The sequence below is a fragment of the Sphaerisporangium sp. NPDC005288 genome (assembly GCF_040607475.1).
Taxonomy (GTDB): Bacteria; Actinomycetota; Actinomycetes; order Streptosporangiales; family Streptosporangiaceae; genus Sphaerisporangium; species Sphaerisporangium rhizosphaerae.
Genome location: NZ_JBEXGT010000010.1, coordinates 1 through 26,468 on the forward strand (window position 1 = coordinate 1; position 26,468 = coordinate 26,468).

Consider the following 26,468-nt stretch of genomic DNA (forward strand, 5'->3'; position numbering starts at 1 on the left):
GACCCCAGCATCAGCCACCGGTTCCTGACCGCGATCGTCAAGGGCGAGCCCAACCACTGGGCCATCCGCGGCGGCAACGCCCAGTCGGGAAGCCTGTCCACCTTCTACAACGGGGTGCGGCCCAACGTGTCGGGCTACAACCCGATGAAGAAGGAAGGGGCCATCATCCTGGGCATCGGCGGCGACAACAGCATCGGCGCCGCCGGCACCTTCTACGAGGGCGTGATGACCTCCGGCTATCCCTCCGACGCCACCGAGAACGCCGTCCAGGCCAACATCACCGCCGCCGGGTACGCGGTGTCGGGCGGCGGCAACCCGCAGCAGGGCGTCCAGATCGTGGGCGGCCAGTCGGGCCGGTGCGCCGACGTGCCGAACTCCAGCACCACCAACGGCACCCAGGTGCAGATCTGGGACTGCGGGAGCGGCACCAACCAGCGGTTCACCTCCACCTCGGGCAAGCAATTGCAGGTGTACGGCAACAAGTGCCTGGACGCCAACGGGCAGGGCACCGCCAACGGCACCCAGGTGATCATCTGGGACTGCAACAACCAGACCAACCAGCAGTGGAACGTCAACTCCAACGGCACCATCACCGGCGTGCAGTCCGGCCTGTGCCTGGACGCCAACGCGGCGGCCACGGCCAACGGCACCAAGCTCATCCTCTGGGCCTGCAACGGCGGATCCAACCAGCAGTGGAGCCTGCGGAGCTGACGCCTCAGCGGTGAGAGCCGCCCTCGGAAGGAACCCCGGCCGGACGCCGTCCCGTGGCGCCCGGCCGGTGCGGCGAAGGCGGCGGCTCGCCCGCCTTCCCCAGGCACGGCCCAGGGAGGGCGACGGCGGCGGACGGGCACGGAGGTCCCCGCCCCTCGTTCTCCGCTTGGGCGGATGAAGGCCACCGGACGCCGTTCGCATGCGTCCTGGCCGACGACCCGCCTTCTCCCGGCGCGCGCTGGAGGTGGTCTGCGCCGGGTCGGCGGTGCCGGCGTCGCCTACGGCGCCCGGCCCGGTGAACGTTCGGGGCAGGCAGAGCCCTATGGCGTCGCGGGCCTGTCCGCCGACAGGCAGGGGCGGCACATCGGCACCTCGACCAGGCCGGTGGTCAGCGACTCGTGGGGATGGGTGCCGACGGCCTCGCCGTCGCAGATGCCCGCCCGCCCGCGGTGCCGGGTGGCGCACAGGCAAAGGCAGGGGCGAAGGCCGCGCTCGTCGCCGCGGCGCCCGCAGACCTCGGCCACGGCCTGGCCCTCCAGGCTCTGGGCGAAGGCGATCATGCGCCGCACCGCCGGGGACCGCGCCCAGACGGCGAACCCCTGGGTGAGCATCACCGCGACCGGACGGGCCGCGCGTCCACCCGGAACCGCCCCGGCGGACGTCCCGGACCCGCCACCGAACGTCTCAGACCCGCCACCGTAGGCCCCGGATCGGCCACCGAACGTCTCGGACGCGGGTGAAGACCCCCCATCGGACCTTCCCGACGCGGATCCGACGCCGCCGCCGGCCGCCCCGTACGCGGGCTCGGGTTCCCGGCCGGCGCGAGGGGCGGGGCCGGCCGGGGCGGCGGCCTCGGGAGGCGCGGCGGTCCAGACCATGGCGTCGGGGCCGGACTCCCAGCCGGCGAGCACGTCGTCGATGGCCGCCAAGGTCTGGTCGGGGTTGCTCACCGGGCTCGTCCTTCCGCGGGCGCGCACCGTCGGCCTGCGCAGGCCGGCCGCCGGTGTTCCCCTCGATGATGCCCGCCGGGCTCGTGCGGTGTCCACGGTGTTCACGCGCGTACCCAGGCCACCCCCTTTACAATGTAGATCACAGGAAGTCGACCGGTACTTTTGTCCTGGCGGACGGCGGATCGGCGTGCCTACCGGCCGGTGGGCCGTGATCCCTACCGTCGTGGACATGAGCGTGAACGCCGTGTCACTCGAAGAGGTGACCAAGAGCTTCGGGGCCGTCCGTGCCGTCGACGGACTGAGCCTCGACATCCCCCAGGGCCAGACGCTGGCCCTTCTCGGCCCCAACGGCGCCGGCAAGTCGACCACGATCGGCATGCTCCTCGGCCTGACCGTCCCGGACGCCGGGCGGGTGCGGGTCTTCGGCGGCGCCCCGAGCGCCGCCGTGCGCGCGGGACGCATGGGCGCCATGCCGCAGGAAGGCGGACTGATCTCCAGGGTGACGGTGCGCGAACTGGTCGCCTTCGTCGCCGGCGCCTACGCCGCCCCGCTTCCGGTGGCCGACGTCCTGGCCACCGCCCGGCTCACCGACCTGGCCGGACGCCGGGTGGACAAGCTGTCCGGCGGGCAGGCCCAGCGCGTGCGCTTCGCCCTGGCCCTGGCCGGGGACCCCGACCTGATCGTGCTGGACGAGCCCACCGCCGCGCTGGACGTGGAGGCCAGGCGCGAGTTCTGGGACGGCATGCGCCGCTACGCCGCCCGGGGCAAGACGATCCTGTTCTCCACCCACTACCTGGAGGAGGCCGACGAGCACGCCGACCGCATCGTGGTGATCGACCGGGGCCGGGTGGTCGCCGACGGCACCAGCAGGGAGATCAAGCGCGTCGCCGCGCTCACCACCGTCAGCCTCTCGGTCGACGGCGAGACCTCCTGGCTGGGCCGCCTGCCCGGCGTGAGCATGGTCGAGATCCGCGGGCGGCGCGCCCACCTGCGCACCACCGACTCCGACGCCACCGTCATGGCGCTCGCCGAGGCGCGGGCCGTGCGCGACCTGGAGGTCTCCCCCGCCGACCTGGAGGACGCCTTCGTCGCCCTGACCGGCCGGGGCGCCGCCTCCCCCTCCCCCACCACCGCGGCCCGCGGGGCCGAGGAAGAGAGCGCCGCCTGATGCTCGGCTACGTCCGCCTCGAACTGGTGCGCGTCCTGCGGGACGTCACCTTCCTCATCTTCGGCGTCGCGATGCCCGTGGTGATGTACCTGATCTTCACCACGCTCGGCCTGGCCCCGGGCGACGAGAGGCAGGTCGCGTTGTTCGTCATGGTCAGCATGGCCGCCTACGGTGGCATCGGCGCGGCCTTCAACAACGGCACCGGCCTCGGCGAGGACAAGGCGCTGGGCTGGGTGCGCCAGCTGCGGCTCACCCCCCTCGCCCCCGCCACGGTCGTCGCGGGCAAGACGATCACCGGCATGGTCGTCGTCGTGCCGGCCATCGCCGCGGTGCTCGTGGCCGGCACGCTGGTCAACCACGTGGCCCTCAGCCCGGGCCAGTGGGCGTCGATCATCGCCCTGCTGTGGGCGGGCACGATCCCGTTCACGCTGTTCGGCCTCGGCAACGGCTACCGCCTCACCTCGCAGTCGGCGGGCATCGCCAACTTCGCGGCCAGCATGGGGCTCGCCGTGGTCGGCGGGCTGTGGATCCCGGCCGACCGGTTCCCCCGCTGGCTGAAGGCGATCTCGGAGTGGACGCCGACCCACGGATACGCCGACATGTCCTGGCGCGTCGCCTTCGGCCAAGCCCCGTCCCCGCGCTCGGTGCTCGTCCTGCTCGGCTGGCTGGCCGTCTTCGGCGCCTACGCGCTGTACGGCTACCGGCGCGCCGGCCGGGCGGCGTGAGCGCGCCCCTTCGCGCCGGGCGCGCCCGCGCGGCGGCTAGGTTGTCCCGGTGAACGAGCGGACCTGCGAGGGCCCCGACGACCGTCCCGACCCCGAGTTCGCGGCGCAGGGTCCCGACGCCAACGGTTTCATGATCTGGCTGGTGCTGCTGATCGTCCCGCTGGTGGAGGTCGTCCAGGGCGAGGCCCGGCCGGTGTGGGTCACCGCGCCGGGCCTCTCGGCCGTGGCCGTGCTGTACGTGGTGACGGTCAGGCTGGCGTTCACCGACGCCCGCCGGGCCGAGCGCCTGCCGCTGCCGGCCCTGGGCGCGCTCACCGTGTGGCTCTCCCTGCTGAACGACTCCTTCATCCTGCTGTTCCCCTTGTTCGCCATCGCCTGCGGGGTCGCGGTCAAGGGCATGGGACGCGTCGCCGCGGTGCTGGGCGCGGCCATCGTCGCGGCCACCGGCGTCACGGCCTTCCACGACGGCCTGCTCTCCGGCGGTGAACTCGACTGGGGCTCCCTGCTCGCACTGGGCTGGGGCACCTTCACCGCCGGGCTCGTCCCGGCGATCATACTGAGACTGTTCGAGGTGATCGCGCAGCTCCGCGAGACCCGTGAGGAGCTGGCCAGGACGGCCGTCGCCGAGGAGCGCCTGCGCTTCTCCCGCGACCTGCACGACCTGCTCGGCCACACCCTCTCGGTGGTCGTCGTCAAGGCCGAGGCCGTGCGCCGCGTCCTGCCGGCCGACGTCGAGGCCGCCGCCGAGCAGGCCCGCGACATCGAGCGCATCGGGCGCGAGGCCCTGGCGGAGGTGCGCGCCGCCGTCACCGGCTACCGGGGTCGGGGCCTGGCCGCCGAACTGGCGTCGGCGCACGCCGTCCTGTCCGGCGCCGGAGTGCGCCTGACCACGCGCATGCCGGTGGACGACCTGCCGCCCGAGACCGACGCGCTGCTCGGCTGGGCGGTGCGCGAGGGGGTGACCAACCTGATCCGCCACAGCGGGGCGCACGCGTGCGAGATCACCCTCGGCTCCGGCGACAATGGCATGGTGCTGGAGATCGTCGACGACGGCCGGGGCGGCGCCCGCCGCGCGGACACCGGCCATGGGCTGCGCGGGCTGCGCGAGCGGGTGAGGGCGGCCGGGGGGCTGCTCGAGGTGGACGACCCGCCCTCCGGCGGCTTCCGCCTGCGGGTCACGCTGCCGCGGGAGGCCCGGTGATCCGGGTGCTGCTGGCCGAGGACCAGGGCATGATGCGCGGAGCGCTCGCCCTGCTGCTCGGTCTGGAGGACGACATCGAGGTGGTGGCCCAGGTGTCCTCCGGGGAGGAGGTCGTCGCCGCGGCGCTGGAGCAGCGGCCCGACGTGGCGCTGCTGGACATCGAGATGCCCGGCCGCAGCGGGCTGGACGCCGCCGCCGACCTGCGCGAGCGCCTGCCGTCGTGCCGGGTGCTGATTCTGACGACGTTCGGGCGGCCCGGGTACCTGCGCAGGGCCATGGAGGCCGGCGCGTACGGGTTCATGGTCAAGGACGGCCCGGTGGAGGAGCTCGCGGCGGCCGTGCGCCGCGTCCTGGCAGGCGAGCGCGTGATCGACCCGGCGCTCGCGGCGGCCGCGCTGAGCGCGGGGCCGAGCCCGCTGACCGACCGCGAGCGCGACGTCCTGGCGGCCGCGGCCGACGGCTCGACCATCGCCGACATCTCCCGGCGGCTGCACCTGTCGGAGAGCACCGTGCGCAACTACCTGTCGGCCGCCATCGGCAAGACCGGCACCCGCAACCGCATCGAGGCCGCCACCGCCGCCCGCCACAACGGCTGGCTGTGACGCCGTCCGGCGCCGCTCTTAGCACCGTCGAGGCGCCGACCGGCTCGAACGCCCCGGCGAACCGGCCGTCCTTCGACGCGGAAGCTTCTCGGGGTCGAGCACGACAAGACCTCCGGCTCGGCGTGAGCGCGCGCCCCTGGACGCCTTCCGGGCGCCGGCGCATGGTCGAAGCATGACCTCACCTTCGCCGGCGCGCTCCGTCGCCGTTCCCACGGCCGAAGAGACGCGGACCGCGTGGCGCCTGGTCGCCGCTCACCTGGCTCCCACCCCGGTCGACCCGGGGGCGGGCACCGCGCGGGAGCCCGCGCTGAAGCTGGACAGTCTCCAGCCCGCCGAGGGCGCCGGCGCGGCGGCCGTCGCCGCGCTGATCGCCGGGAAGGTGACACCGCACGGACGCATGGTGGCCGTGGTCTCGGGCCGCGACATCACCCTGCGGGCCCTGGCCGCCGTGCTGGCACAGCCACACCCCGGCGCCCCCTGACCCGCCCTGGGCCTGCCTGCCCGTCGTCGCCCTCGGTACCCGCGGCCCCGGCCCGTCCCGATGCCCGCGGGTGCACAGGGAAGGTCACCCGCGGGCCGGGAGCGCGGCCGTGCCGGAGGTGGCGAGGGCGCGGGGGTCGGGGACGGGCGGCACGGGGCCGGGCTCGGAGGTGCGGCCGAGCGGGGACTTCTGCCAGGTGAACCCGTGCGGGAAGGTGGTCCGGGCGAGGGCGCGCTGGCCGTCGGCGTTGGGGTGGAAGTAGTCCCACTTGCTGATGTGGTCGAGGGTGAACGGGTAGCCGAACACCGCGCCCTCGTCGGAGCGGCACCCCGGACCGTAGGCCGCGCACGCCTGCCGCATCGCCTCGTTGTAGTCCTCGACGCGTTCTCTGACGCGGTCGCGGCGGGCCTGGTCCTTCTTCGCCATGGAGTCGGCGTCGGTCAGCATCGCCGGGCAGATGTGGCCGAGCGCCCAGAAGGCGCGGGCCACGACGTTGTCCTTGCCGATGCGCCACAGCCTCTTGAGGTCGGGGATGCTGGCCACGAACACCTTGACGCCGGCGGCGGCCAGCACGTCGAGCGCCCGCTCGACCCGGGCGCGGTAGGTGGACACCGGCGTCATGCGCGACTCGGTGGCCGTGCAGGCATCCTGCGCGCCGATCAGGATGGTGACGTAGGCGGCCTTGGCGGCCACGGCCTTCTGCGCCTGCCCCGCCAGGTCGGCGCTGGTCGAGCCGGGGACGGCGAAGTTGAGGTTGTGGCCCTTGACGGCCTGGCCGTAGCCGAGCAGGCGCAGGTAGTGGCTGTTCACCGAGGGGTGGTCGCCGGCCGACCACGACCGGGAGGTGCACGAGACGTACCAGCCGCACGCGTTGAAGCCCGCGCTGATCGAGTCGCCCAGCGCCGCCATCACCGGCGGCACCGGCTCGGCGGCGGCCGCGGCGGCGGCGGCCGTGCCGGGCGCGCACACCACCGCGGCGGCGAGAACGAGCGCGATCTTGCGGACCATGGTCACCTCCACCTGGAACGATCCATCCCGGGCGGGAGATCGAGAACCCAAGGTAGAGATCGGCAAGGGTGCGCTCTATTACCTCCGGGGAAGGCGTTGCTACCGTTGACCAAGTTCCTATCGCGGCTTGACAGCGAAGCAGGCGTATGTAGACGCCGATGACGCCCGCTCACCCGTGACCGGCGGGGGCGGTGAGACGGGGACCCGATGTCGAACGTGTTCAGATTCCGCATAAGGTGGGCAGAGTGAGTGTCGCGCTCGGGATAACCCGCCCCCCGCTGGTACGCACCATCCCCATCGATCACACCGGCGATCTGGTCGCGCGACTGCCACAGGCTCCCCCTTACGCCTGGGTCCACCGGGGCGAGGGCCTGGTCGCCTGGGGTGAGGCGGCCAGGGTGACGGTGCCGCCCGGTCCCGGCCGCTTCGACTGGGCCAGGGCGTGGCTGGCGACGGCGTTCGGCGAGGCCCGCGTGGACGACGACGTAAGCGTGCCCGGGTCCGGCCCGGTGGCGTTCGGCTCGTTCACCTTCGACCCCGACGCCCCCGGCTCGGTGCTGGTGATCCCCCGCGTCGTGCTGGGCCGCAGGAACGGCCGCGCGTGGCTGACCACGATCGGCGAGCCGCCGATGGAGCTGATGGCGCCCCCCTCCTCCCCTGGCCGCGTCGTCTACGGCGACGGCTCGCTCACCGCGCCCGGATGGCAGCACGCCGTGGGCCGCGCGGTCGGCGAGATCAGGTCGGGGCGGCTGGAGAAGGTCGTGCTCGCCCGCGACCTGGTCGCCACCGCCGAGCGCGACATCGACGTGCGCCTGCTGCTGGAGCGGCTGGCCTCGGCCTACCCCGACTGCTACACCTTCTCCTGCGCGGGCCTGGTGGGGGCCACCCCCGAGTTGCTGGTGCGGCACACCGGCAAGGCCGTCGAGTCGCTGGTGCTGGCCGGCACGACCTACCGCGGGTCCGGCCCTGAGGAGGACCGCGCCCAGGCGGCGGCCCTGTTCGCCTCCCGCAAGGACCGCTACGAGCACGCCTGCGCGGTCGCCTCGGTCCGCGAGACTCTTACGCCGCTGTGCGCCTCGCTCACCGTGCCCGACGAGCCCGAACTGCTGGTGCTGCCCAACGTGCAGCACCTGGCCAGCCGGGTGCGCGGCCGGCTGGCGGACGGCGCGTCGGTGCTCGACGTGGTGGCCGCCATGCACCCGACGGCGGCGGTCGGCGGCACGCCGACCCCCGTCGCGCTGGAGGTGATCCGCGAACTGGAGGGCATGGACCGCGGCGGGTACGCCGGCCCGGTCGGGTGGATCGACGGGCGCGGTGACGGCGAGTGGGGCATCGCGCTGCGCTGCGCCCAGATCCAGGGACGCCGGGCGCGGCTGTTCGCCGGCTGCGGCATCATGGGCGACTCCGACCCGGCGGCCGAGCTGGCCGAGGCCCAGGCCAAGTTCCGCGTCATGCGCCACGCCCTGGAAAGCTGAGGCGCGCGGCCGGCCCTCCGCGCCCCCGCTCAGCCTCCCGTGGTGTCGTCCTGGCCGCCCGCCGGGGAGGCCGCGTGGCGGTCGAGTTCATGGGTGAGGTCGTCCAGTTCGGCGCCGCCGGCCATCAGGGAGGTCAGCTCTTCGCGGGTGATGGCGTCCCTGTCGAACCGCCCGAGGCTCGCGCCCCGGTTGAGGAGCAGGAAGCGGTCGCCCACCGGGAAGGCGTGGTGGGGGTTGTGGGTGATGAACACCACGCCGAGGCCCCGGTCGCGCGCCCTGGCGATGTAGCGGAGCACCACCCCGGCCTGTCTGACGCCGAGGGCGGAGGTCGGCTCGTCCAGGATGAGCACCCGCGCCCCGAAGTACACCGCGCGGGCGATGGCGACCGACTGGCGCTCGCCGCCCGACAGCGTGCCGACCGGCTGGTCGACGTCGCGGACGTCGATGCCCATGGCGCGCAGTTCCTCGCGCGCCACCTTTCTGGCGCGCGCCACGTCGAAGCGGCGCAGCGGTCCGGTGACCGGCTCGGAGCCGAGGAAGAAGTTCCGCCAGACCGACATCAGCGGGATCATCGCCAGGTCCTGGTAGACCGTGGCGATGCCGCAGTCCAGCGCCTCGCGGGGCCCGCCGAGCCGCACCGGCACGCCGTCCAGCAGGTACTCGCCCTGGTCCTGCTGGTGGACCCCGGCGAGGATCTTGATGAGCGTCGACTTGCCGGCGCCGTTGTCGCCCAGCACGCAGGTGACCTCGCCCGCGCGCACGAGCATCGACACGCCCCGCAGGGCGATGACGCCGCCGAAGGTCTTGCCGATGTCGCGGACCTCCAGCAGCGGCGCGGCCGCGGCGCCCGGCCGGCTCGCGGGCACGGTGTCCGGCGTCATCGCCTGACCTCCTCGGCGTAGCGGCGCACCAGGCGGTTGGCCAAGGTGGCCAGCAGCAGCATCGCGCCCAGGAAGAACTTGAACCAGTCGGCGTCCCATCCGGCGAACACGATGCCCTTGTCGGCCATCCCGAAGATCACCGCACCGATGGAGGCGCCGACCGCCGAGCCGTATCCGCCGGTCAGCAGGCATCCGCCGATCACCGCGGCGATGATGTAGATGAACTCCTGGCCGATGCCGGCGTTGGCCTGGACCGAGGTGAAGCGCAGCGCCATGATCGAGCCGACCAGCCAGGCGGCGGTGGCCGTGGTCATGAACAGCGCGATCTTGGTGCGCGCGGCGGGCACGCCGACGGCCCGCGCCGCCTGCTCGTCACCGCCCACCGCGAAGATCCAGTTGCCCGCCCTGGTGCGCATGAGGACCCACGTCGCCAGGACGGTGACGCCGATCCACCAGAAGATGGCCACCCGGAAGTCCACCCCGCCGGCGCTGACCGAGCCGGCCAGCAGGGCGCGCGCGCCCTGGTAGCCCTCGGCCCTGCGCAGCCCGCTCACCTGCACGGTGCCGGTGATGGCCTTGGTGACCCCGAGGTTGAGCCCTTGCAGCATCAGGAAGGTGCCGAGGGTGACGATGAAGCTCGGCAGCCGGGTGCGCACCACCAGCAGGCCGTTGGCGAAACCGATCGCCAGCGCCAGCGCCAGGCCGGCGAGCATGGCGGCCCACACGTTCCAGCCGAACCTGGTGGCCAGGGTCACCATCACCAGCCCCGTCGTGCCGGTGAGCACGCCGGCCGACAGGTCGAACTCGCCGCCGATCATGAGCAGGGCGATGGCGACGGCCATGATGCCCAGCGTGGAGGCCGGGTCGAGCCAGTTGGCCACCCCGTCGGCCGACCGGAAGACGGCCGACTGGGCGGAGAAGAAGGCGAAGACCGCGACCGCGCCGACCACCGAGCCGAGTTCCGGGCGGATCAGCAGGCGCCGGGCCCGCCCGGAGCCCGCGACGCGCTCGTCGGCGGTGAGACTGGTCACCGGGTGCCGCCCTGGGCGAGCTTGGCGACCTGGGCCGCGTTCTCCTTGGTCACGAACCCAGGGCCGGTGTTGACGGGCAGGCCGCCGCCGACGGTGTTGAGGTTGTTCTTGTACAGGTACAGGAAGGTGATCGGCAGCCAGCCCTGCAGGTACTGCTGCTGGTCGACGGCGAACAGGATCTCTCCGGCCTCGATGGCGTCGACGACGTCGGCCGACAGGTCGAAGGTGGCCAGCTCGGCCTTGGAGCCGCCGTCCTGGATCGCGTCGCGGGCGGCGATGGCGACCGCCGGGTTGAGGGCCAGCACGCCGTTGACCGAGGCGTCGCTCTGGAGCTTGGCCTTGATCTTGGAGGTGGCGTCGGCGAGGTTGCTCACGTCCACCTGGAGCCGTTCGACGGTGCCGCCGAGGGTCGCGGTGGCGCCGTTGCACCGCTGGTCCAGGCCGACGTTGCCCGCCTCGTGGATGACGCACAGGAGCTTGGTGACGCCCGCGGCCTTGAGCTTCTCCCCCGCGCCGCGCCCGGCGACCTCCTCCGACTGCCCGACGTGGGTGATGGCGCCGAACTCCTTGGAGCTGTCGGCGCCGGAATTGATGGTGACGACCGGGATCTTGGCGGCGACCGCCTTGCCGATGGCCTCCTTCAGCGCGTCGGGGTTGGCCATGGAGACCACCACGCCGTCGACCTTCTGGCTGACGGCCTGGTCGATGAGCTGCGCCTGCTTGGCCGGGTCGCCGTCGCCCTGGTAGGTCACCGTGGCGCCGTACCGCTTGCCGGCGGCCTCGGCGCCGTTCTTGACGACGTCCCAGAACGCGTCGCCGGGAGCGCCGTGAGTGATCACGGCGAAGGTCCCGCCGCCGTCCTGTGCGCCCGCCGCCGCCGACGCCGGGGCACCACCGGCCGCCGGGGTGGTCGGGTCGCCGCCGGAGCACCCGCCGAGCGCCAGTGTCGCCAGAGCCGTCGCCGCAACCAGGCGTGTGGTCAACCTCATGGTCACCTCCCGCACCGTCCCGGGGGTCGGGATCGGCCGCATGCCAGAGTTTGTAACCTCAGGTAACCTGCCTGTCAATAATTTGTCGTGACATTCGGATGTATGACCCATCGGCAGTCCTCGCCAGTACGCCAGGTCAGGGCGCCGCGCCGGGGCCTGGGGCCGTCCACACCGGCGAGCAGGCGCGCACGACGGCGTCCGCGGTGACCTGACACGGCCGTCGGCGGCGCCGGGCGCCCGTCCGGCGCCGCCGGCCACCCGGAGGTACCCGTCTGACATGGGCACTTCCCCGGCGTCAATATTTGTCAGGACATTCTGATGTCCGCTAGCCTCGTTCCACAGCGATCAGTCACCGAGCCGGGAGAAGGCATGGGCACTCGACTCGACATCGACCTCGATCGCTCCAGCCCGGTGCCGCTCTACTTCCAGGTGGCCGAGCAGATCGCCGAGGCGATCCGCCGGGGCGACCTGGTGCCCGGGGCTCGGCTCGACAACGAGATCCTGCTCGCCGACCGGCTCGGGCTGTCGCGCCCGACCATCCGCCAGGCCATCCAGTATCTGGTGGACAAGGGCCTGCTCGTGCGCAAACGCGGCGTCGGCACCCAGGTGGTGCACGGCCAGGTGAAGCGCACGGTCGAGCTGACCAGCCTGTACGACGACCTGCGCCGGGCCGGTCAGGAGCCGGGCACCAAGGTGCTCTCCCTGGAGCCCATCGGCGCCTCCGACGAGATCGCCGCGGTCCTCGGCGTGCCGCCCGGCACCGAGGTGCTGCGCCTGGAGCGGGTGCGCTACGCCGCGGGCGAGCCGCTGGCCCTGCTGCACAACTGGCTGCCGGCGGGTCTCGGGCCGCTGAGCGCGCAGTCCCTCGAGGAACGCGGCCTGTACGAGCTGCTGCGTTCGGCCGGGGTGCGCATGCGGGTGGCCAACCAGCGCATCGGCGCCCGCGCGGCCACCCCCGCGGAGGCGCGTCTGCTGGACGAGCGCCGGGGGGCGCCGCTGCTGACGATGGTGCGCACGACCTACGACGACCAGGGCAGGGCCGTCGAGCACGGCTCGCACGTCTACCGGGCCTCGCACTACTCGCTGGAGGTCACGCTGATCGAACGCTGAGGGGCGGTCCCGGTCGTCTCGGCGGTCCCGGCGGTCTCGGCCGCCTGGTCCGGCTCATCGGGCTCGGACGCCCGCCCGGCTCGGCGCTTGATGTACAGCGTGGTGGCGCAGCCGAACAGCACGGCGACGACCAGGCCGACCCACGAGAAGCCCTTGAGCCAGCGGTCGGCGACGATGCCCAGGTAGTAGATGACGGCGGTGGTGCCGCCCGCCCAGGTGATGCCGCCCAGGACGTTGGCGATCAGGAACCGCCAGTAGGGCATGCGCAACGCCCCGGCCAGCGGCCCGGCCAGGATGCGCAGCAGCGCGATGAAGCGGCCGAAGAACACCGCCCACATGCCCCACCGGTCGAAGGCCTTCTCGGCCTTGGCGATGTGCCCGGGGCCGAAATGCTTGGGAAAGCGTCTGGCCAGCCGGTCGAACAGCGGCTGCCCGCCCTTGCGGCCGATGACGTACCCGATCGAGTCGCCGATGATGGCCCCGGCGCTCGCGCACACCCCGACCCACACCGGGCTGACGACGTGCTGCGCCGACAGCAGCGCGGCGCTGACCAGGACGATCTCGCCGGGCAGCGGGATGCCGAGGCTCTCGACACCGATCACCACGCCGACGATCACGCAGATCCACAGCGGGGGGATCGCCTGGAGCCATTCCTCGACATGCATGGCTCACACTTTATGCGGTGGGATGCCCTCTCTTGGCGTGCGCGGGAAACATCGGGGACTTCTAAGGGAGATCCCTGAGGGCCGCGTGGGCGGCCTCGCGCATGGCCGCGTGGACGCGGGCGTTCTCCGCCCGGTCGGTGCGCACCTCCACGATGCGGGGGCCCTCTCCCCGGATGGCCTTGGGCAGGTCGCCGATGGAGGACAGCAGGGTGTGCGGGGTGCCCGTGGCGGCGGCGAGGTAGGACAGGTTCACCCCGTGCGGAGTGCCGAAGACCCGCTCGAAGGAATCGGGCAGCGCCGCCTGCGGCAGCAGCGAGAAGATGCCGCCGCCGTCGTTGTTGACGACGACCAGGCACAGGTCGGGCCGGGGCTCGCGGGGGCCGAGCACCAGGCCGTTCTGGTCGTGCAGCAGGGTGAGGTCGCCGATGAGGGCGTAGGAGGGCCCGTTGTGGGCGAGCGCGGCGCCCATCGCGGTGGACACCAGCCCGTCGATGCCCGAGGCGCCGCGGTTGGCCAGCAGCCGCACACCGCGCCGGGGGCGCATGGCCTGGTCGAGGTTCCTGATGGGCATGGAGGACCCGCAGAACAGCAGGGCGTTGTTGGGCAGCGCCTCGGCCAGGTCTCTGGCCAGGCGCGGCTCGCTCAGCTCGGCCTCGTCCAGCACGGCGTCGACGGCGGCGCGCGCGGCGGCCTCGGCGTTGCGCCAGGACCACAGCCAGCCGTCGTCGCCGGCCGCGACGGGGATCTCCACGGCCTGGGCGACCTGGGTGGCCGAGCGGGTGGGGTCGGGCCAGTGGGACAGGTCGGAGGCGACGACGATGTGCTCGCGCGCCTGCGTGAGCCACGACAGCAGGGGGCGCGACAGGCTGGGCCGGCCGAGCGTGACGACCACGTCGGGGCGGTGGGCGTCGGCGAACTCGGGGGCGCCGAGCAGGAAGTGGTAGGCCGAGATGGCGTGGTCACCGTACCTGGCCCCGCCGGTGGGTTCCGACAGCACCGGCCAACCGGCCATTCCGGCGGCGGCGACGTAGCGGCGCACGTTGGAGGCGCCGTCGCCGACCACCAGCACGCCGCGGCGGGTGGGCGAGACGTGCAGGCCCGCCGAGGGCGGGGCCACCCGGGCGCGCACCCAGGGCCCGGCCGCGCCGCCCTCCAGCGGCTCGCACCAGGAGGTGTCGCCGTCGGGGACCAGCGGCTCGCGGAAGGCCACGTTCAGGTGGACCGGGCCGGGGTCGCCGGGCCCGAGGGCGCGCTGGTAGGCGCGGCCGGCCAGCGACCGCCAGTACGCGACCTGGCCCGGCCGCTCCTCGGGCACGCCGATCTCGCTGAACCAGCGGACCGACGACCCGTACAGCTTGATCTGGTCGATGGTCTGGCTGGCCCCGGTGGCGCGCAGCTCGGGCGGGCGGTCGGCGGTCAGCACCAGCAGCGGGACGCCCGACTCGTGGGCCTCGATCACCGCGGGGTGGAAGTTGGCGGCGGCGGTGCCGGAGGTGCACACCAGCGCGACCGGCCGCTCGGACCTGCGGGCCAGGCCCAGGGCCAGGAACGACGCCGACCGCTCGTCGATGCGCACGTGCAGGCGCACGCGCGGGTCGCCGTGCGCCGCGATGGCCAGCGGCGCCGAGCGGGAGCCGGGAGCCAGCACCACCTCGGTCAGCCCGCAGCGCACCAGCTCGTCGACCAGGACGCCGGACAGCGCGGTGGCGGGGTTCACCTGCCCTCCTCGAACGGGACCTGCCGGGCGGCCCGCCCGGCGGGACGGGCGCGCGGGGGAAGGGGGAAGGCCCTCATCTAGGGGCGGCGCGGGAAGCGGGAGAAGTCGGGGCGGCGCTTCTCCTTGAAGGCGTCGCGGCCCTCCTGGGCCTCTTCGCTCATGTAGTACAGCAGGGTGGCGTCACCGGCGAACTGCTGCATGCCGGCCGCGCCGTCGCTGACGGCGTTGATGGCGCCCTTGAGCATGCGCAGGGCCAGCGGCGACTTGTCCAGCATCTCGCGGCACCACTGGACGGTCTCCTCCTCCAGCCGCTCCAGCGGGACGACCGTGTTGACCAGGCCCATGTCCAGGGCCTCCTGCGCGTTGTAGAAGCGGCACAGGTACCAGATCTCGCGGGCCTTCTTCAGCCCCACGGTCTCGGCGAGCAGCCACGCGCCGTATCCGCCGTCGAAGGAGCCGACCTTGGGGCCGGTCTGGCCGAACACGGCGTTGTCGGCGGCGATGGTGAGGTCGCAGCAGACGTGCAGCACGTGGCCGCCGCCCACGGCGTACCCGGCGACCATGGCGACGACCGGCTTGGGCAGGCGGCGGATCTGGATCTGCAGGTCCAGCACGTTGAGCCGGCCGATGCCGTCGGGGCCGACGTAGCCGTCGTCGCCGCGGATCTTCTGGTCGCCGCCGGAGCAGAACGCCTCGGTGCCGGCGCCGGTGAGGACGACCACGCCGACCTCGCCGTCGTCGCGGGCGGCGTTGAACGCGTGCTGGAGTTCGAAGAGGGTGGTCGGGCGGAAGGCGTTGCGCCGCTCGGGGCGGTTGATCGTGATCTTCGCGATGCCGTCGGCCGTCTCGTAGATGATGTCCTCGTAGTCACCGGACCGCTTCCAGTCGACAGTGCTCACGGTCACGCTCGCTCCTCCACTCACCTGCGCGTCGCCCGGCAGGGCACGGCCGGGACCCCTCTCATCGGGACTAACCTTACGACCGTGAGTGAGCGTCCTGTGCACGCGGTGGTCCTCCCTCCCGGTCCCGACCTGTTCGGCATGGTTCGCCGGGCGTTGCTCGACGGCGGCCCCGCCGTGCTGCCCCTGGCTCCGGAGCTGCCGGCCCCGGCGCTGCGGGAGGCACTGGAGGCGCTGCGCCCGACCCATGTGGTGACCGCCGGCGGGGTGCGGCCCCGGGAGGGCGGGGTCCCCGCGTCCGGGGACACCGCGGTGATCATCGCGACGAGCGGCTCGACGGGCGTCCCCAAGGGGGCCGAGCTGACCGCCGGCGCCCTGACCGCCTCGGCCGCGGCCTCGCTGGCCCGCCTCGGCGCCCGGCCGGGCGAGCGGTGGCTGTGCTGCCTGCCCGTCTCGCACGTGTCGGGGCTGGCGGTGCTGGTGCGCTCGCTGCTGGGCGGCGCGGCGCCCCTGATCCACGAGCGGTTCTCGCCCGAGGCGGTGGCCGCCAGCGGCGCCGACCACGTGTCGCTGGTCCCGACGCAGCTCAGACGCTTGATCGACATCGGCGCCGACCTGTCGGCCTTCCGCACGATCCTCCTCGGCGGCGCCGCCCCGCCGCCCGGCCTGCTTGCGGAGGCGCGCGCCGCCGGAGCGCGCGTGGTGACCACCTACGGCATGAGCGAGACGTGCGGCGGGTGCGTCTACGACGGCGTCCCGCTGGACGGGGTGGGCGCCGCGGTCGGGCCGGACGGGCGGGTGCGCCTCTCCGGGCCCGTGCTGTTCTCCGGCTACCGGCTGCGCCCCGACCTGACCGCCGCGTCGCTGCGGGACGGCTGGTACCTCACCTCCGACCTCGGCACGCTGGAGGAGGGCCGGCTGCGCGTGGTGGGCCGCGCCGACGACGTGATCAACACCGGGGGGCGCAAGGTGGTCGCCGGGACGGTGGCGGGCGTCCTGTCCGGCCATCCGGGGGTCCGCGACGCCGTCGTCGTCGGGCGGCCGCACCACGAGTGGGGCGAGGAGGTCGTCGCGGTGGTGGTGGCCGCCGACCCGGCCGCTCCCCCGGCGCTGGGTGAGCTGCGCGCCCTGGTGAAGGAGCGCCTGCCGGGGTACGCGGCGCCGCGGGCGCTGGCGGTGCGCGACCGGCTGCCGCTGCTGCCGAACGGCAAACACGATCTTGTCGCCATACGACGTGATATTTCCGGGTTTGGTGGCGCAAGAGAGGTTCGTTGACCACAATGTCGCGTCGAAGGGGAACCGTACGCCGCATCCAGCGCGTCATACCGACAGCAGTGGATCTAGGAAGGACGCCTTGATGAACCCAACCCGCAAGATGTGGATCTCCGCCGGAGTGGTGGGAGCGGTCCTCGTCGGGGGGATATCCGTCGCGGCCGCCGCCGCCACGGGACGGGTCGAGTCCGAGAAGGCCGGCCGGACGAGCGAGAGCTCGACGACCTACGCTCCGGGCGAGGCACCCGGCCAGATCCCCGGGCCCGGCGTCCCGGCCAACGCGGAACCCACGAGCGCGCCGTCGGTCTTCGTCGACGACCAGATGAACCGCGATCCCAAGAAGGTCGCCGAGTACTGGACCGAGAAGCGCCTGGAAGAGGCCGAGCCTCTCCCCATCCCCGTGCTCACCGGGGAGAAGAAGCCCAAGTAAGGCCGCACGAGCCGTCGCGGGAGGCGGGCCGCCGTACGGCGGCCCGCCTCCTCGCGTGCGGGGCCGTTTCCCCACCGCGCGGGCCTGTTCCGCACCGACGTCCCCGCCGATCGGACGGCGGGGAGCACAGGCCGCGCGGCCGGGGGCGATCGGCGGCCGGCCGTGTGGGACGGGCGATCGCGGGCAGGGGGGTCCAGAGCCCGACCGACGCCGACGAACGGAGAGACCGTGCAGCCCCCCGACACCGCGCGGCCGGGACGGCCACCGGCGGCGACCTGCGCGCTCTCGCGGAGGATCTCCCGGCGGGCGTGCGCCGTGCGGGAACAAACCGCGCCGCCTGACGTTATTGATACTGGTGCGCCGAACCTCGAACGCCGCGCCATCCCAAGACCGAAATGACGACTCCGTGACGGAGGAGGTGTGCTCATGCCCCGAACTGCCGCGGCGACCTCGCCATCGCGCGAGGCGACCCCGACGACGCTCGCTCAGGTCCTCGACCGAGGGCGAGCGCAAGGTCACCTTTCCCTCGCGGAGCTCCGCGAGGCGTTCTCGTCAGCGCAGATCAGCCCGGCCAAGGGTCGTTCGATCTTGCGCGAGCTCACCGAGGCCGGCGTGAGCCTGGCCGCGGAGAACGACGCCGCCCCTGGCGGCCCGGCGCGAAGGACCCGTAAGAGCACCGCAGTGAAGACTACCGCGAAGAGCGCAATGACACGCACCAGCACGACCGCGGACCCGGCGGCCACCGCCGAGGGCTCCGAGGGCACCATCACGACCCGCCGCCGCCACGCCACCCGCCGGACCACGCGCCCGGGCGGGGAGGCCGCGCCGGTCTCCCCCGCCCCGGCGGCGCCCGCGCCGTCCCGGCCCCCGGCGGCCGAGGAGACTCCCGAGCCCGAGGACGGCTGGAGCGAGCCGGACGAGAGCGAACTGCAGAACGAGCCGCTGGACCTGGACGACCAGTCCTCGGTCATGGGCGACTCCGTGCACACCTACCTCAAGTCGATCGGCCGCCGCACCCTGCTGACCGCCGCCGAGGAGGTCGAGCTCGCCAAGCGCATCGAGGCCGGCCTGTACGCCGAGTACAAGCTGGAGAACGACCCCTCCCTCAGCGCCGCCCGGCGCGAGGACCTCGAGTGGGTGGCCGAGGACGGCAGGCGGGCCAAGGACCACATGCTGGAGGCCAACCTGCGCCTGGTGGTCTCGGTGGCCAAGAAGTACACCGACCGCGGCATGGCCCTGCTCGACGTGGTGCAGGAGGGCAACCTCGGCCTGATCCGCGCGGTGGAGAAGTTCGACTACTCCAAGGGCTACAAGTTCTCCACCTACGCCATGTGGTGGATCCGGCAGGCGATCCAGCGCGGCTTCGCCGACTCGGCCCGCACCATCAGGCTCCCGGTGCACGTGCTGGAGATGCTGTCCAAGCTGTCGCGCATCGAGCGCGACATGCACCAGCGGCTCGGCCGCGAGCCCACCCCCGAGGAGCTGGCGGTGGAGCTGGACAAGACCCCCGACCAGATCGAGGAGCTGCTGCGCACCAGTCGCCAGCCGATCAGCCTCAACGCCACCATCGGCGAGGACGGCGAGACGACCATCGGCGACCTCATCGAGGACGTCGACGCCCCAGAAGCCTCCGAGGTCGTCGACCGGCAGCTGCTGGGCGCGGAGCTGCGCGGAGTGCTGGGCAACCTCACCCCCCGCGAGGCCAAGATCATGGCGTTGCGCTTCGGCCTGATCGACGGCAAGCCGCACACCCTGGACGAGATCGGCAAGCACCTCGGGCTCACCCGCGAGCGCATCCGCCAGCTCGAGAAGGAATCGCTGTCCAAGCTGCGCCACCCGAGCAACACCCGTCCGCTGCTCGACTGGGCCAGCTGACCGCTGCTCGATCGGTCCGGCCGGCCGCGGCGCCGGACCACCGGTCCGCCCGGCACACGCGCACGGCCTCCGCCCACCCGGGCGGAGGCCGTCGGCGTCTCAGCGGGTCAGCGCGCGGCGGCGAAGGGACGCGGCACGCGGGCGATGCCGGTCAGCCGGTTCTCCTCGCGCAGCGTGCGCAGCCGGTCGACCTCGGCGGTCCACTTGGCGCCCTCGGGCGTCGCGACGCCCTTGCGCCGGCGGATGCGGTCGTCGTAGGCCTTGACGCCGAGGGTGGCGCGCTGGGCGGCCTCGGCGGCGCGCAGCGCGTCGGTCAGCGCGCGGTCATAGGCGAGCCCGGCCGCCCGGAGCTCCTCGGCCCCGGCGCCGGCGGCCTGGGCGCGCCGCAGCCCGCCCTCGGCCTCGCGCGCCTTGTCCAGCAGCTTGGGGAAGCTCTTTCCGACCTCCTGGTCGGCGTGGTGCCTGACCTCCGCCTCCCGGCTCACGCTCGGACGGAAAAACGCCATCGCCTGCCCTTTCTCAGCACATCGCCGGTGATCCGGCGTTCCTCGCTCGCCATAGCGTACGCCGCCCGGAGCACCGGCCTCGCCCCGGCGTCCCCGAGTGAGGGCGGACGGCACGGCGCGGCGCCCTTTACAAAGTAAGCCATCGTCGGGACCATGCCTGGTATGCCAGCGAAGCGACCTCCGGTCCCCCTGTCCCGCGAGCGCATCATCGAGGCCGCCCTGCACATCGCCGACGGCCAGGGGCTGCGCCGCCTCACCATGCGACGCCTCGGCGACGCCCTGCAGGTCGAGGCGATGGCGATCTACCACCACCTGCCCCGCGGCAAGGAGGCGCTCATGGACGCCCTCGCCGAGCACGTCACCACCGTCACCGTCGAGCCGTCCGACGGGGGGTGGCGGGAGGTCGCCCGCGCCTGGGCCCACGCGGGCCGCGCGGCCCTGCTGGAGCACCCCGGGGTGCTGGCCCTGGCCCTGACCAAGCCGCCGCAGGGCACCGCGCTCATGGCGATCCGCGAGCAGGCCGAGCAACTGGCCGCCGCGGGGTTCGGCGACCCCGCCCGCGCCGCCCAGGCCGTGCGGACGCTGCGCGCGTACGTCATGGGCAGCGTCGCGGTGGAGATCCAGCGCTCCGGCTGGGCCGCCCCGCCGGAGGAGGCGCAGGACGAGCAGGACGGACGGCTCCCGGCGCCGGCGGCCACCCGGGCGGAGCCCGCCGAGGAGGCCGCGGCGGCGTTCGAGCGCGGGCTGGAAGCCCTGTTGAGAGGGCTTCCCAGCTCGTAACCGTTCGTTTATCTGTTCGGCGGCGAGTCGTGCTTGGACCGTTATCTCACCTGGGGCAGGCTTGTGTCGCAGGTCACAGCGCCGGATCAGCCTTCCGGGCCCCCGCGGACCCCCTAATCGAAGGATCCAAACCGTCCCAATGGGCTATGTCGTACGCGTGTGACCCGCAGCACACTTACTCTGTAGGTGTGCGTTAGCGCACACTGTCAACAGCAGAAGCGCTCGTCCCCGTTCGGCGGGGACATGGGGGAATCGGCGCGGGGCAGCGGTGCCTGGCGATGACGCCCCCGCGAGCCCCAGACCGAGAGAGAAAACCGGAGGCACGCCAATGTGCCCGCATGAGCCGTCCTGTCCGACCACCAACGCGCCGGACCGCGAAGCCGCCCGCACGATCGCGGCGCACCCCGAGCAGGGGTGGAGCCTGCTGTGCAACGGCATCGTGCTATTCGAGGACACCGGGGAGCTCCTGCCCGACGGCGCCATCATCGCCCCGCACCGTCCCACCGACCTGGCCATAAGCGCGGCCTGACCTTCACGCGAACCGGGGGCCGAGCCATCCGGCGACGACCTCGCCCACCCGGGCGGGGTTTCTGTTGAGGTCATGTCCCTCACCCGCGAGCACCACCAGGCGTGCAGCGTCCGCCTGATCGGGGACTCCGAAGCGATCACGGTCACCGCTGACCACCAGCACATCGACGCCCGCCTCGCGAAGCTCCTGCGCACGCGAGCGGCCCGGGTTCCCGGGCGGGTGCAGCGGGAAGGCCAGCGCCACCACCGCCTCCGCGCCGACGGCGCGCGCCGTCCGGCAGGCCACCCGCGCTCCGTTGCTCCTGCCGCCCTGCACCAGGGCCAGGCCGGGAAACCGTTCTCCGAGCGAGGCCGCCAGCGCGGTCCACGCCTCGTCCTGCCTGGCCGGCGACCCCGGAGCCCGGGCGCCCGCGACCCTGAACGGCTGCAGCACCCGCGCCACCGTGCCGCCGATCGCCACCACCGCGTCCCGGACGGCCAGCAGGTCGGGCGAGTCGACCCCGCCCGCCGACCCGTGGGTGAGCAGGAACAGGAACCTCGGCGCGGGCGCCTGGTCGACCTCCACGATCGCCGCCCCCCGCGGCGTCATGATCCGCATGGCCGACACGGTACTCGGGGACCAGCCCTCTACTTCTCACGGGGGATGTCGCCGCCCGGTGTCTGTGCCAGATTAAGGGGGTGCCGGATAATTCATTGCCCCGTGACGAGCTTCGCGCCACCGTGGAGGCCCGCCGGGACCTCGGTTCCGACTACGAGCAGGCGCTGATCGAGTCGTTCCTGGAGAAGATCGACTCGACGATCGAGTCCCGGGTGCGGGCCGAGGTGGCCGCGCAGAACGGGTACCCCCTCCAACCCGGCCCCGGCGGGCCGTACGCGGCGCCGCATCCCGGCCCGGGCAAGCAGCCCAGGCAGGTCGACGCCACGATCCCGATCGCGCTCGGCTCGCTCGGCATCGGCATCCCGCTGACCGCGATCGCCGCCGGGCAGGCCGGGCCCGCGGGGCTGTTCCTGGCCTGGACCGGCATCATCATGGTCAACGTCGCCGCCGCCGTCGGCCGCAGACGCCGCTAGCCGTACGCGGTCACCAACCCGGTGACCCGGTGAGTTCGGCCGACCGGCCGGTCAGCGCGCCGGCAGGGCGGCGCGCACGGCTGCGATGGCCTCCTCCTGCGAGGCTCCCAGATCGCTCGCAGCCCGGACGAACTCCTCGGCCGTCAAGCTGAGGCCTGGGCCGGGGCGGCTACTGGGAGGGGGCGGTGTCGTCGCGGGTGAGGCGGAGGCGCACCTGGTCGGCCACCGTCTCGTCGGGGTGGCCGAGCCCGTACGCCCACACCTGCTCGGCGTCGGCGTCCCGCCCGCGCAGGGGCAGCGTGCGGGCGAGCAGTTCGACGGCGAGCGCGACGCCGTCGGCGTCGCCGTCGCCCTCGGCGGCCGCGGCGAACTCCCCGCAGGCCATGTCGAGGTGGGCCATGCCGAGCAGCACCCGCAGGCGCCCGGGGTCGGCCACCTCGGGCAGCTCCAGGGCGTCGAGGAGCAGGTCGGCGGCCTCGCCGGGCTGCCCGTCCTCCAGCAGGTACTCAGCCAGGCGCTGGGCAGCCTCTGAGCAGGCCCGCGGGTCGCGGGTGGCCAGGGCGGCGCGCAGCGCCGCCTCGGCGGCGCGGTCGTCGCCCTGGGCTTCGGCGATGCGGGCCAGGGCCAGGTGTGCACCGGGCAGGTAGGCCGGGGTGCCGACGCCGATCACGGCCTGCCAGGCGGCGCGGGCCTGGTCGGCCATGCCTTCCTGCTCGAACCCGCGCGCCAGGTGGCAGGCCGCCTGGGCGGCGTACTCGGGGTGGCCGGTGGCCAGGGCCGTGCGCGCGGCCGCCCTGGCGCCGGTGAGGTCGCCGCGGCGCTCGAGGACCAGGGCGAGGCCGACGGCCGCCTGGGCGCGGTCGGCCTCGCGCTCGTCGGAGGCCAGCGCGGCGAAGATCTCGGCCGCGGCCTCCAGTTCGCCGCTCTCGGCGAGCCTCCGCGCGTCCTCGATCCGCCGGCCGGACTCGACCTCGTGCGCCGCCATCGGGACCTCTCCTCCGCCTCGGAAATCCCGGCCTCGCGACGCGGGCGCGCCGTCGCGCGCGACATATTATGCCGATCCAGGCGGAGCCTCGAGGGCGGTCGCTCAGTCTTCGTATGCCTCCAGCGGGGGGCAGGCGCAGACCAGGTTGCGGTCGCCGTAGGCCTGATCGATGCGGCGGACCGGTGACCAGTACTTGTCCTCCCGCAGCGACGGCAGCGGGTAGGCCGCCTCGGCGCGGGTGTAGGGGTGCTTCCAGTCGTCGGCCAGCAGGCACGCGGCGGTGTGCGGGGCGCCGCGCAGCGGGTTGTCGGCCCGGTCGTAGCGCCCGGAGGCGACCTTGGCGATCTCCTCGCGGATGGCGACCATGGCGTCGACGAAGCGGTCCAGCTCGGCCAGGTCCTCGCTCTCGGTCGGCTCGATCATCAGCGTGCCGGCCACCGGGAAGGACATGGTGGGGGCGTGGAAGCCGTAGTCGATGAGCCGCTTGGCGACGTCGTCGACGGTGACGCCGGTCTCCTTGGTGATCGGGCGAAGGTCGATGATGCACTCGTGGGCGACCAGGCCCTCGCGGCCGGTGTAGAGCACCGGGTAGTGCGGGGCCAGGCGCCGGGCCAGGTAGTTGGCCGACAGTATGGCCTGCTCGGTGGCCGCCTTGAGGCCCTCGGCGCCCATCATGCGGATGTAGGCCCAGGAGATGGGCAGGATGCCCGCCGACCCGTACGCCGCGGCCGAGACGGGCCCGACGGCGCCGTCGGCGCGCTCTCCCAGGGGGTCGCCGGGCAGGTAGGCCGCCAGGTGCGAGCGGACCGCCACCGGGCCGACGCCGGGACCGCCGCCGCCGTGCGGGATGCAGAAGGTCTTGTGCAGGTTGAGGTGGGAGACGTCGGCGCCGAAGGACCCGGGCTTGGCCAGGCCGACCAGCGCGTTGAGGTTGGCGCCGTCGACGTAGACCTGGCCGCCTGCCTGGTGCACCCGCTCGCAGATCTCGGTGATGGTCTCCTCGTACACCCCGTGGGTGGAGGGATAGGTGACCATGATGGCCGCGAGCCGCTCGCTGTGCTTGTCGATCTTGGCGATCAGGTCGGGGACGTCCACGTTTCCGTCGTCGTCGCAGGCCACGACCACCACACGCATACCGGCCATGACGGCGCTGGCGGCATTGGTGCCGTGCGCCGAGGACGGGATGAGGCACACGTCGCGCTCGCCGTGGCCGTTGGCCCTGTGGTAGGCGCGGATGGCGAGCAGCCCGGCGAACTCGCCCTGGGATCCGGCGTTGGGCTGCAGGGAGACCGCGTCGTAGCCGGTGACCTCGGCCAGCCAGCCCTCCAGGTCGCCGATCAGGCGCAGGTAGCCCTCGACCTGATCGGCCGGGGCGTAGGGGTGGACGCCGGCGAACTCCGGCCAGCTGATGGGCTCCATCTCGGTGGTGGCGTTCAGCTTCATGGTGCACGAGCCGAGCGGGATCATCGACCGGTCCAGGGCGATGTCCCTGTCCTGGAGCCTGCGCAGGTAGCGCAGCATGGCGGTCTCGGAACGGTGGGAGTGGAACACCGGGTGCGACAGGTAGCCGGTGGTGCGCAGCAGCCCGGCGGGCAGGGCGTCGGAGGCGGAGGTGTCCACGTCGTCCAGCACGACCCCGGTCACGCCGAACGCCTCCCAGACGGCCTGGAGGTGCGCGCCGGTGGTCTTCTCGTCACAGCTGACGCCCACGTGGTCGGCGTCGGCCAGGCGCAGGTTGACGCCGCGGTCCAGGGCCGCCGCGACGACCTCGGCGGCGCGGCCGGGGACACGGGCCAGGACGGTGTCGAAGAAGTCGTCGTGGACGACCTCGACGCCGCCGTCGCGCAGGCCGGCGGCCAGCACGGCGGCGTGCCGGTGGGTGCGCTGCGCGATGCGCCGCAGGCCCTCGGGGCCGTGGTAGACGGCGTACATGCCGGCGATCACCGCGAGCAGCACCTGCGCGGTGCAGATGTTGCTGGTGGCCTTCTCCCGGCGGATGTGCTGCTCGCGGGTCTGCAGGGCCAGCCGGTGGGCGGGGCGCCCGTCGGCGTCCTGCGACACCCCGACCAGCCGGCCGGGCATCTGCCGCTGGAGCCCTTCGCGCACGGCCATGTAGGCCGCGTGCGGCCCGCCGAAGCCGAACGGGACGCCGAAGCGCTGGGAGGAGCCGATGGCGATGTCGGCGCCCAGGGTGCCGGGGGCCTCGACCAGGGTCAGGGCCAGCAGGTCGGCGGCGGCGACCACGAGCGCGCCGCGGGCGCGGGCCTGGGCGGCCACGGCGCGGAAGTCCTTGAGCCGGCCTCCGGCGCCGGGGTACTGGACCAGCAGGCCGAACAGCTCCCCCTCCGGCAGCCCGGCGGCCAGGTCGGCCTCGACCAGCTCGATGCCGAGCGGCTCGGCGCGGGTGGCCAGCACCGCCTTGGTCTGCGGCAGGGCGTCGGCGTCGACGACGAACACCGGGGACTTGGCGCGGCCGGCGCGGCGGGCCAGGGTCATCGCCTCGGCGGCGGCGGTGGCCTCGTCCAGCAGCGAGGCGCCGGCGACGTCCAGCCCGGTCAGGTCGGACACGACGGTCTGGAAGTTGAGCAGGGCCTCCAGGCGGCCCTGGGAGATCTCCGGCTGGTAGGGGGTGTAGGCGGTGTACCAGCCGGGGTTCTCCAGCAGGTTGCGCCGCACGACCGCCGGGGTGATCGTGTCGTGGTAGCCCAGGCCGATCATCGAGGTGGGCACCTGGTTGCGGGCGGCCAGGGCGCGCAGCTCCGCGAGCGCCTCCTCCTCGCTCGCGGCGGGCGGCAGGTCGAGCGGCTCGCCGGAGCGGATGGCGCCGGGGACGGCGACGGCGATCAGGTCGGCCACCGAGGCGTAGCCCACGGCCTCCAGCATGCGGGCCTGCTCGGCGTCCGACGGGCCGATGTGCCGGGTGGCGAAGGGCGGTGCGAAGAGGTCGCGAAGCGGTGACCGATCGGTCATGGGGCCCTCCTACAAGGGGTAGAGACCGGCGCTGAGCGCGCGCGTATGCCGGATCTCCCCCTCTGTCAGCGCGACATCCTCATCGCGACCTGAGAGCTTCATCCCCTTGCGGGGGATTTGCACCGTCGGTGAGACACGCCTGGCGGGCACGCCTACTTTCCAGAGTCGCCTCGCCTGTGCGGTACGTGGGCCTGAGAGATTCCGGGGAGGTTGCTCCTTCGGCGCCCGGGGTCACCCGCCGGCGCCGCAGGTGGTGCGGTGCCGGCCCGTGCCCGGGTCTCTCCCGCACAGGGTCAACAGCTTTCCCGGTAATCGTACCGTCCCGCCCCGAGTAGGGAGTTACCCCTACATTTCGGGATTTGCCATGTTTTATCCCTGTAGGGCGGGTATGTAGGGACCCCGACCACCCCGTAGATCTTCTGGGATATGTGCGACAGC

Annotated in this window: 26 protein-coding genes and 1 riboswitch; of the genes, 14 read left to right on the forward strand and 12 right to left on the reverse strand. The window is 73.4% G+C overall.

Annotation, left to right across the window (positions count from 1 at the left end; all coding sequences use genetic code 11):
• Positions 1 to 711: arabinofuranosidase catalytic domain-containing protein (locus ABZU32_RS11835; protein WP_354920618.1), on the forward strand; the 711-nt coding region annotated here is incomplete at its 5' end.
• A 320-nt stretch (positions 712 to 1,031) separates the two neighbouring features.
• Here the strand turns inward: ABZU32_RS11835 and ABZU32_RS11840 are convergent.
• A complete protein-coding gene (locus ABZU32_RS11840) occupies positions 1,032 to 1,661 on the reverse strand; it encodes a hypothetical protein (RefSeq protein WP_354920621.1) in 630 nt (209 codons plus the stop codon).
• Between the two features lie 229 nt (positions 1,662 to 1,890).
• On the opposite strand from ABZU32_RS11840, the gene ABZU32_RS11845 reads away from it, so the two are divergent.
• The 5 genes from ABZU32_RS11845 to ABZU32_RS11865 all read left to right on the forward strand — a co-directional run bounded on the left by ABZU32_RS11845 (position 1,891) and on the right by ABZU32_RS11865 (position 5,838).
• The gene (locus ABZU32_RS11845) at positions 1,891 to 2,829 is read left to right on the forward strand and encodes an ABC transporter ATP-binding protein (protein ID WP_354920623.1); all 939 of its coding nucleotides are present in this window, start codon (positions 1,891 to 1,893) and stop codon (positions 2,827 to 2,829) included.
• Positions 2,829 to 3,554, forward strand: coding sequence for an ABC transporter permease (locus ABZU32_RS11850; protein WP_354920626.1), 726 nt, complete (start codon positions 2,829 to 2,831; stop codon positions 3,552 to 3,554). The genes ABZU32_RS11845 and ABZU32_RS11850 overlap by 1 nt, the downstream gene beginning before the upstream one ends.
• 49 nt (positions 3,555 to 3,603) lie before the next feature.
• A complete protein-coding gene (locus ABZU32_RS11855) occupies positions 3,604 to 4,755 on the forward strand; it encodes a sensor histidine kinase (RefSeq protein ID WP_354920629.1) in 1,152 nt (383 codons plus the stop codon).
• On the forward strand, positions 4,752 to 5,357 hold the full coding sequence (locus ABZU32_RS11860; protein WP_354853891.1) for a response regulator transcription factor: 606 nt from the start codon (positions 4,752 to 4,754) through the stop codon (positions 5,355 to 5,357). The genes ABZU32_RS11855 and ABZU32_RS11860 overlap by 4 nt, the downstream gene beginning before the upstream one ends.
• A gap of 172 nt (positions 5,358 to 5,529) precedes the next feature.
• Positions 5,530 to 5,838, forward strand: coding sequence for a hypothetical protein (locus ABZU32_RS11865; RefSeq protein ID WP_354920632.1), 309 nt, complete (start codon positions 5,530 to 5,532; stop codon positions 5,836 to 5,838).
• 84 nt (positions 5,839 to 5,922) lie between these two features.
• On the opposite strand, the gene ABZU32_RS11870 is transcribed toward ABZU32_RS11865, so the two are convergent.
• On the reverse strand, positions 5,923 to 6,858 hold the full coding sequence (locus tag ABZU32_RS11870; RefSeq protein ID WP_354920635.1) for an SGNH/GDSL hydrolase family protein: 936 nt from the start codon (positions 6,856 to 6,858) through the stop codon (positions 5,923 to 5,925).
• A gap of 233 nt (positions 6,859 to 7,091) precedes the next feature.
• Here ABZU32_RS11870 and ABZU32_RS11875 point away from each other — a divergent pair, with 233 nt between their 5' ends.
• Positions 7,092 to 8,321, forward strand: a complete 1,230-nt coding sequence (locus ABZU32_RS11875) for an isochorismate synthase (RefSeq protein ID WP_354920638.1) — start codon at positions 7,092 to 7,094, stop codon at positions 8,319 to 8,321.
• Between the two features lie 29 nt (positions 8,322 to 8,350).
• On the opposite strand, the gene ABZU32_RS11880 is transcribed toward ABZU32_RS11875, so the two are convergent.
• The 3 genes from ABZU32_RS11880 to ABZU32_RS11890 are packed head-to-tail and all read right to left on the reverse strand — an operon-like array spanning position 8,351 to position 11,222.
• Positions 8,351 to 9,202, reverse strand: a complete 852-nt coding sequence (locus ABZU32_RS11880) for an ATP-binding cassette domain-containing protein (protein WP_354920641.1) — start codon at positions 9,200 to 9,202, stop codon at positions 8,351 to 8,353.
• Positions 9,199 to 10,233 (reverse strand): ABC transporter permease, encoded by a 1,035-nt coding sequence (locus ABZU32_RS11885; protein WP_354920644.1) that lies wholly within the window; start codon positions 10,231 to 10,233, stop codon positions 9,199 to 9,201. The genes ABZU32_RS11880 and ABZU32_RS11885 overlap by 4 nt, the downstream gene beginning before the upstream one ends.
• A complete protein-coding gene (locus tag ABZU32_RS11890) occupies positions 10,230 to 11,222 on the reverse strand; it encodes a sugar ABC transporter substrate-binding protein (RefSeq protein WP_354853880.1) in 993 nt (330 codons plus the stop codon). The genes ABZU32_RS11885 and ABZU32_RS11890 overlap by 4 nt, the downstream gene beginning before the upstream one ends.
• A 369-nt stretch (positions 11,223 to 11,591) precedes the next feature.
• Between ABZU32_RS11890 and ABZU32_RS11895 the strand changes: the two genes are divergently transcribed.
• Complete coding sequence (locus ABZU32_RS11895) at positions 11,592 to 12,332, forward strand: GntR family transcriptional regulator (RefSeq protein ID WP_354920647.1); 741 nt, start codon at positions 11,592 to 11,594, stop codon at positions 12,330 to 12,332.
• On the opposite strand, the gene ABZU32_RS11900 is transcribed toward ABZU32_RS11895, so the two are convergent.
• The 3 genes from ABZU32_RS11900 to menB all read right to left on the reverse strand — a co-directional run bounded on the left by ABZU32_RS11900 (position 12,299) and on the right by menB (position 15,613).
• Entirely contained in the window at positions 12,299 to 12,997 is a 699-nt protein-coding gene (locus ABZU32_RS11900) for a DedA family protein (RefSeq protein WP_354920650.1), read from the reverse strand. The two genes, ABZU32_RS11895 and ABZU32_RS11900, sit on opposite strands and share 34 nt — an antisense overlap.
• 61 nt (positions 12,998 to 13,058) lie before the next feature.
• Positions 13,059 to 14,714, reverse strand: coding sequence for a 2-succinyl-5-enolpyruvyl-6-hydroxy-3-cyclohexene-1-carboxylic-acid synthase (gene menD / locus ABZU32_RS11905; protein WP_354920653.1), 1,656 nt, complete (start codon positions 14,712 to 14,714; stop codon positions 13,059 to 13,061).
• Between the two features lie 77 nt (positions 14,715 to 14,791).
• A complete protein-coding gene (gene menB / locus ABZU32_RS11910; RefSeq protein WP_354921000.1) occupies positions 14,792 to 15,613 on the reverse strand; it encodes a 1,4-dihydroxy-2-naphthoyl-CoA synthase in 822 nt (273 codons plus the stop codon).
• Positions 15,614 to 15,754: 141 nt separating this feature from the next.
• On the opposite strand from menB, the gene ABZU32_RS11915 reads away from it, so the two are divergent.
• The 3 genes from ABZU32_RS11915 (at position 15,755) to ABZU32_RS11925 (ending at position 19,190) form a co-directional block, all read left to right on the forward strand.
• Positions 15,755 to 16,888, forward strand: a complete 1,134-nt coding sequence (locus tag ABZU32_RS11915) for an AMP-binding protein (protein WP_354921003.1) — start codon at positions 15,755 to 15,757, stop codon at positions 16,886 to 16,888.
• Between the two features lie 82 nt (positions 16,889 to 16,970).
• Complete coding sequence (locus tag ABZU32_RS11920; protein ID WP_354920656.1) at positions 16,971 to 17,315, forward strand: hypothetical protein; 345 nt, start codon at positions 16,971 to 16,973, stop codon at positions 17,313 to 17,315.
• A gap of 426 nt (positions 17,316 to 17,741) precedes the next feature.
• The gene (locus ABZU32_RS11925; RefSeq protein WP_354920659.1) at positions 17,742 to 19,190 is read left to right on the forward strand and encodes an RNA polymerase sigma factor; all 1,449 of its coding nucleotides are present in this window, start codon (positions 17,742 to 17,744) and stop codon (positions 19,188 to 19,190) included.
• Positions 19,191 to 19,297: 107 nt separating this feature from the next.
• Here ABZU32_RS11925 and ABZU32_RS11930 read toward each other — a convergent pair whose 3' ends face one another.
• Positions 19,298 to 19,675, reverse strand: coding sequence for a hypothetical protein (locus ABZU32_RS11930; protein ID WP_354846526.1), 378 nt, complete (start codon positions 19,673 to 19,675; stop codon positions 19,298 to 19,300).
• A 183-nt stretch (positions 19,676 to 19,858) separates the two neighbouring features.
• Between ABZU32_RS11930 and ABZU32_RS11935 the strand changes: the two genes are divergently transcribed.
• Both ABZU32_RS11935 and ABZU32_RS11940 read left to right on the forward strand, forming a co-directional pair.
• A complete protein-coding gene (locus ABZU32_RS11935; RefSeq protein WP_354920662.1) occupies positions 19,859 to 20,476 on the forward strand; it encodes a TetR/AcrR family transcriptional regulator C-terminal domain-containing protein in 618 nt (205 codons plus the stop codon).
• A 328-nt stretch (positions 20,477 to 20,804) separates the two neighbouring features.
• Positions 20,805 to 21,005, forward strand: a complete 201-nt coding sequence (locus ABZU32_RS11940) for a DUF5999 family protein (RefSeq protein WP_354846532.1) — start codon at positions 20,805 to 20,807, stop codon at positions 21,003 to 21,005.
• Positions 21,006 to 21,008: 3 nt separating this feature from the next.
• Here ABZU32_RS11940 and ABZU32_RS11945 read toward each other — a convergent pair whose 3' ends face one another.
• Complete coding sequence (locus ABZU32_RS11945) at positions 21,009 to 21,602, reverse strand: alpha/beta family hydrolase (RefSeq protein ID WP_354920666.1); 594 nt, start codon at positions 21,600 to 21,602, stop codon at positions 21,009 to 21,011.
• Positions 21,603 to 21,682: 80 nt separating this feature from the next.
• Between ABZU32_RS11945 and ABZU32_RS11950 the strand changes: the two genes are divergently transcribed.
• Positions 21,683 to 22,075: a hypothetical protein gene (locus ABZU32_RS11950; protein WP_354920669.1), complete on the forward strand. Its 393-nt coding sequence runs from the start codon at positions 21,683 to 21,685 to the stop codon at positions 22,073 to 22,075.
• A 169-nt stretch (positions 22,076 to 22,244) separates the two neighbouring features.
• Here ABZU32_RS11950 and ABZU32_RS11955 read toward each other — a convergent pair whose 3' ends face one another.
• Both ABZU32_RS11955 and gcvP read right to left on the reverse strand, forming a co-directional pair.
• Positions 22,245 to 23,060, reverse strand: coding sequence for a hypothetical protein (locus ABZU32_RS11955; RefSeq protein ID WP_354846541.1), 816 nt, complete (start codon positions 23,058 to 23,060; stop codon positions 22,245 to 22,247).
• Between the two features lie 102 nt (positions 23,061 to 23,162).
• On the reverse strand, positions 23,163 to 26,030 hold the full coding sequence (gene gcvP, locus ABZU32_RS11960; RefSeq protein WP_354920672.1) for an aminomethyl-transferring glycine dehydrogenase: 2,868 nt from the start codon (positions 26,028 to 26,030) through the stop codon (positions 23,163 to 23,165).
• A 169-nt stretch (positions 26,031 to 26,199) separates the two neighbouring features.
• Positions 26,200 to 26,326: riboswitch (glycine riboswitch) on the reverse strand.
• Positions 26,327 to 26,468: the final 142 nt, after the last annotated feature.

What these genes read in the sequence shown, in the direction of transcription:
- ABZU32_RS11845 (WP_354920623.1), top strand. Translation starts at nt 1,891, where the DNA reads ATGAGCGTGAACGCCGTGTCACTCGAAGAGGTGACCAAGAGCTTCGGG.
- ABZU32_RS11850 (WP_354920626.1), top strand. Translation starts at nt 2,829, where the DNA reads ATGCTCGGCTACGTCCGCCTCGAACTGGTGCGCGTCCTGCGGGACGTC.
- ABZU32_RS11865 (WP_354920632.1), top strand. Translation starts at nt 5,530, where the DNA reads ATGACCTCACCTTCGCCGGCGCGCTCCGTCGCCGTTCCCACGGCCGAA.
- ABZU32_RS11880 (WP_354920641.1), bottom strand. Translation starts at nt 9,202, where the DNA reads ATGACGCCGGACACCGTGCCCGCGAGCCGGCCGGGCGCCGCGGCCGCG.
- ABZU32_RS11890 (WP_354853880.1), bottom strand. Translation starts at nt 11,222, where the DNA reads ATGAGGTTGACCACACGCCTGGTTGCGGCGACGGCTCTGGCGACACTG.
- ABZU32_RS11895 (WP_354920647.1), top strand. Translation starts at nt 11,592, where the DNA reads ATGGGCACTCGACTCGACATCGACCTCGATCGCTCCAGCCCGGTGCCG.
- ABZU32_RS11900 (WP_354920650.1), bottom strand. Translation starts at nt 12,997, where the DNA reads ATGCATGTCGAGGAATGGCTCCAGGCGATCCCCCCGCTGTGGATCTGC.
- ABZU32_RS11915 (WP_354921003.1), top strand. Translation starts at nt 15,755, where the DNA reads ATGGTTCGCCGGGCGTTGCTCGACGGCGGCCCCGCCGTGCTGCCCCTG.
- ABZU32_RS11920 (WP_354920656.1), top strand. Translation starts at nt 16,971, where the DNA reads ATGAACCCAACCCGCAAGATGTGGATCTCCGCCGGAGTGGTGGGAGCG.
- ABZU32_RS11925 (WP_354920659.1), top strand. Translation starts at nt 17,742, where the DNA reads ATGCCCCGAACTGCCGCGGCGACCTCGCCATCGCGCGAGGCGACCCCG.
- ABZU32_RS11935 (WP_354920662.1), top strand. Translation starts at nt 19,859, where the DNA reads ATGCCAGCGAAGCGACCTCCGGTCCCCCTGTCCCGCGAGCGCATCATC.
- ABZU32_RS11940 (WP_354846532.1), top strand. Translation starts at nt 20,805, where the DNA reads ATGTGCCCGCATGAGCCGTCCTGTCCGACCACCAACGCGCCGGACCGC.
- ABZU32_RS11945 (WP_354920666.1), bottom strand. Translation starts at nt 21,602, where the DNA reads ATGCGGATCATGACGCCGCGGGGGGCGGCGATCGTGGAGGTCGACCAG.
- ABZU32_RS11955 (WP_354846541.1), bottom strand. Translation starts at nt 23,060, where the DNA reads ATGGCGGCGCACGAGGTCGAGTCCGGCCGGCGGATCGAGGACGCGCGG.
- gcvP (WP_354920672.1), bottom strand. Translation starts at nt 26,030, where the DNA reads ATGACCGATCGGTCACCGCTTCGCGACCTCTTCGCACCGCCCTTCGCC.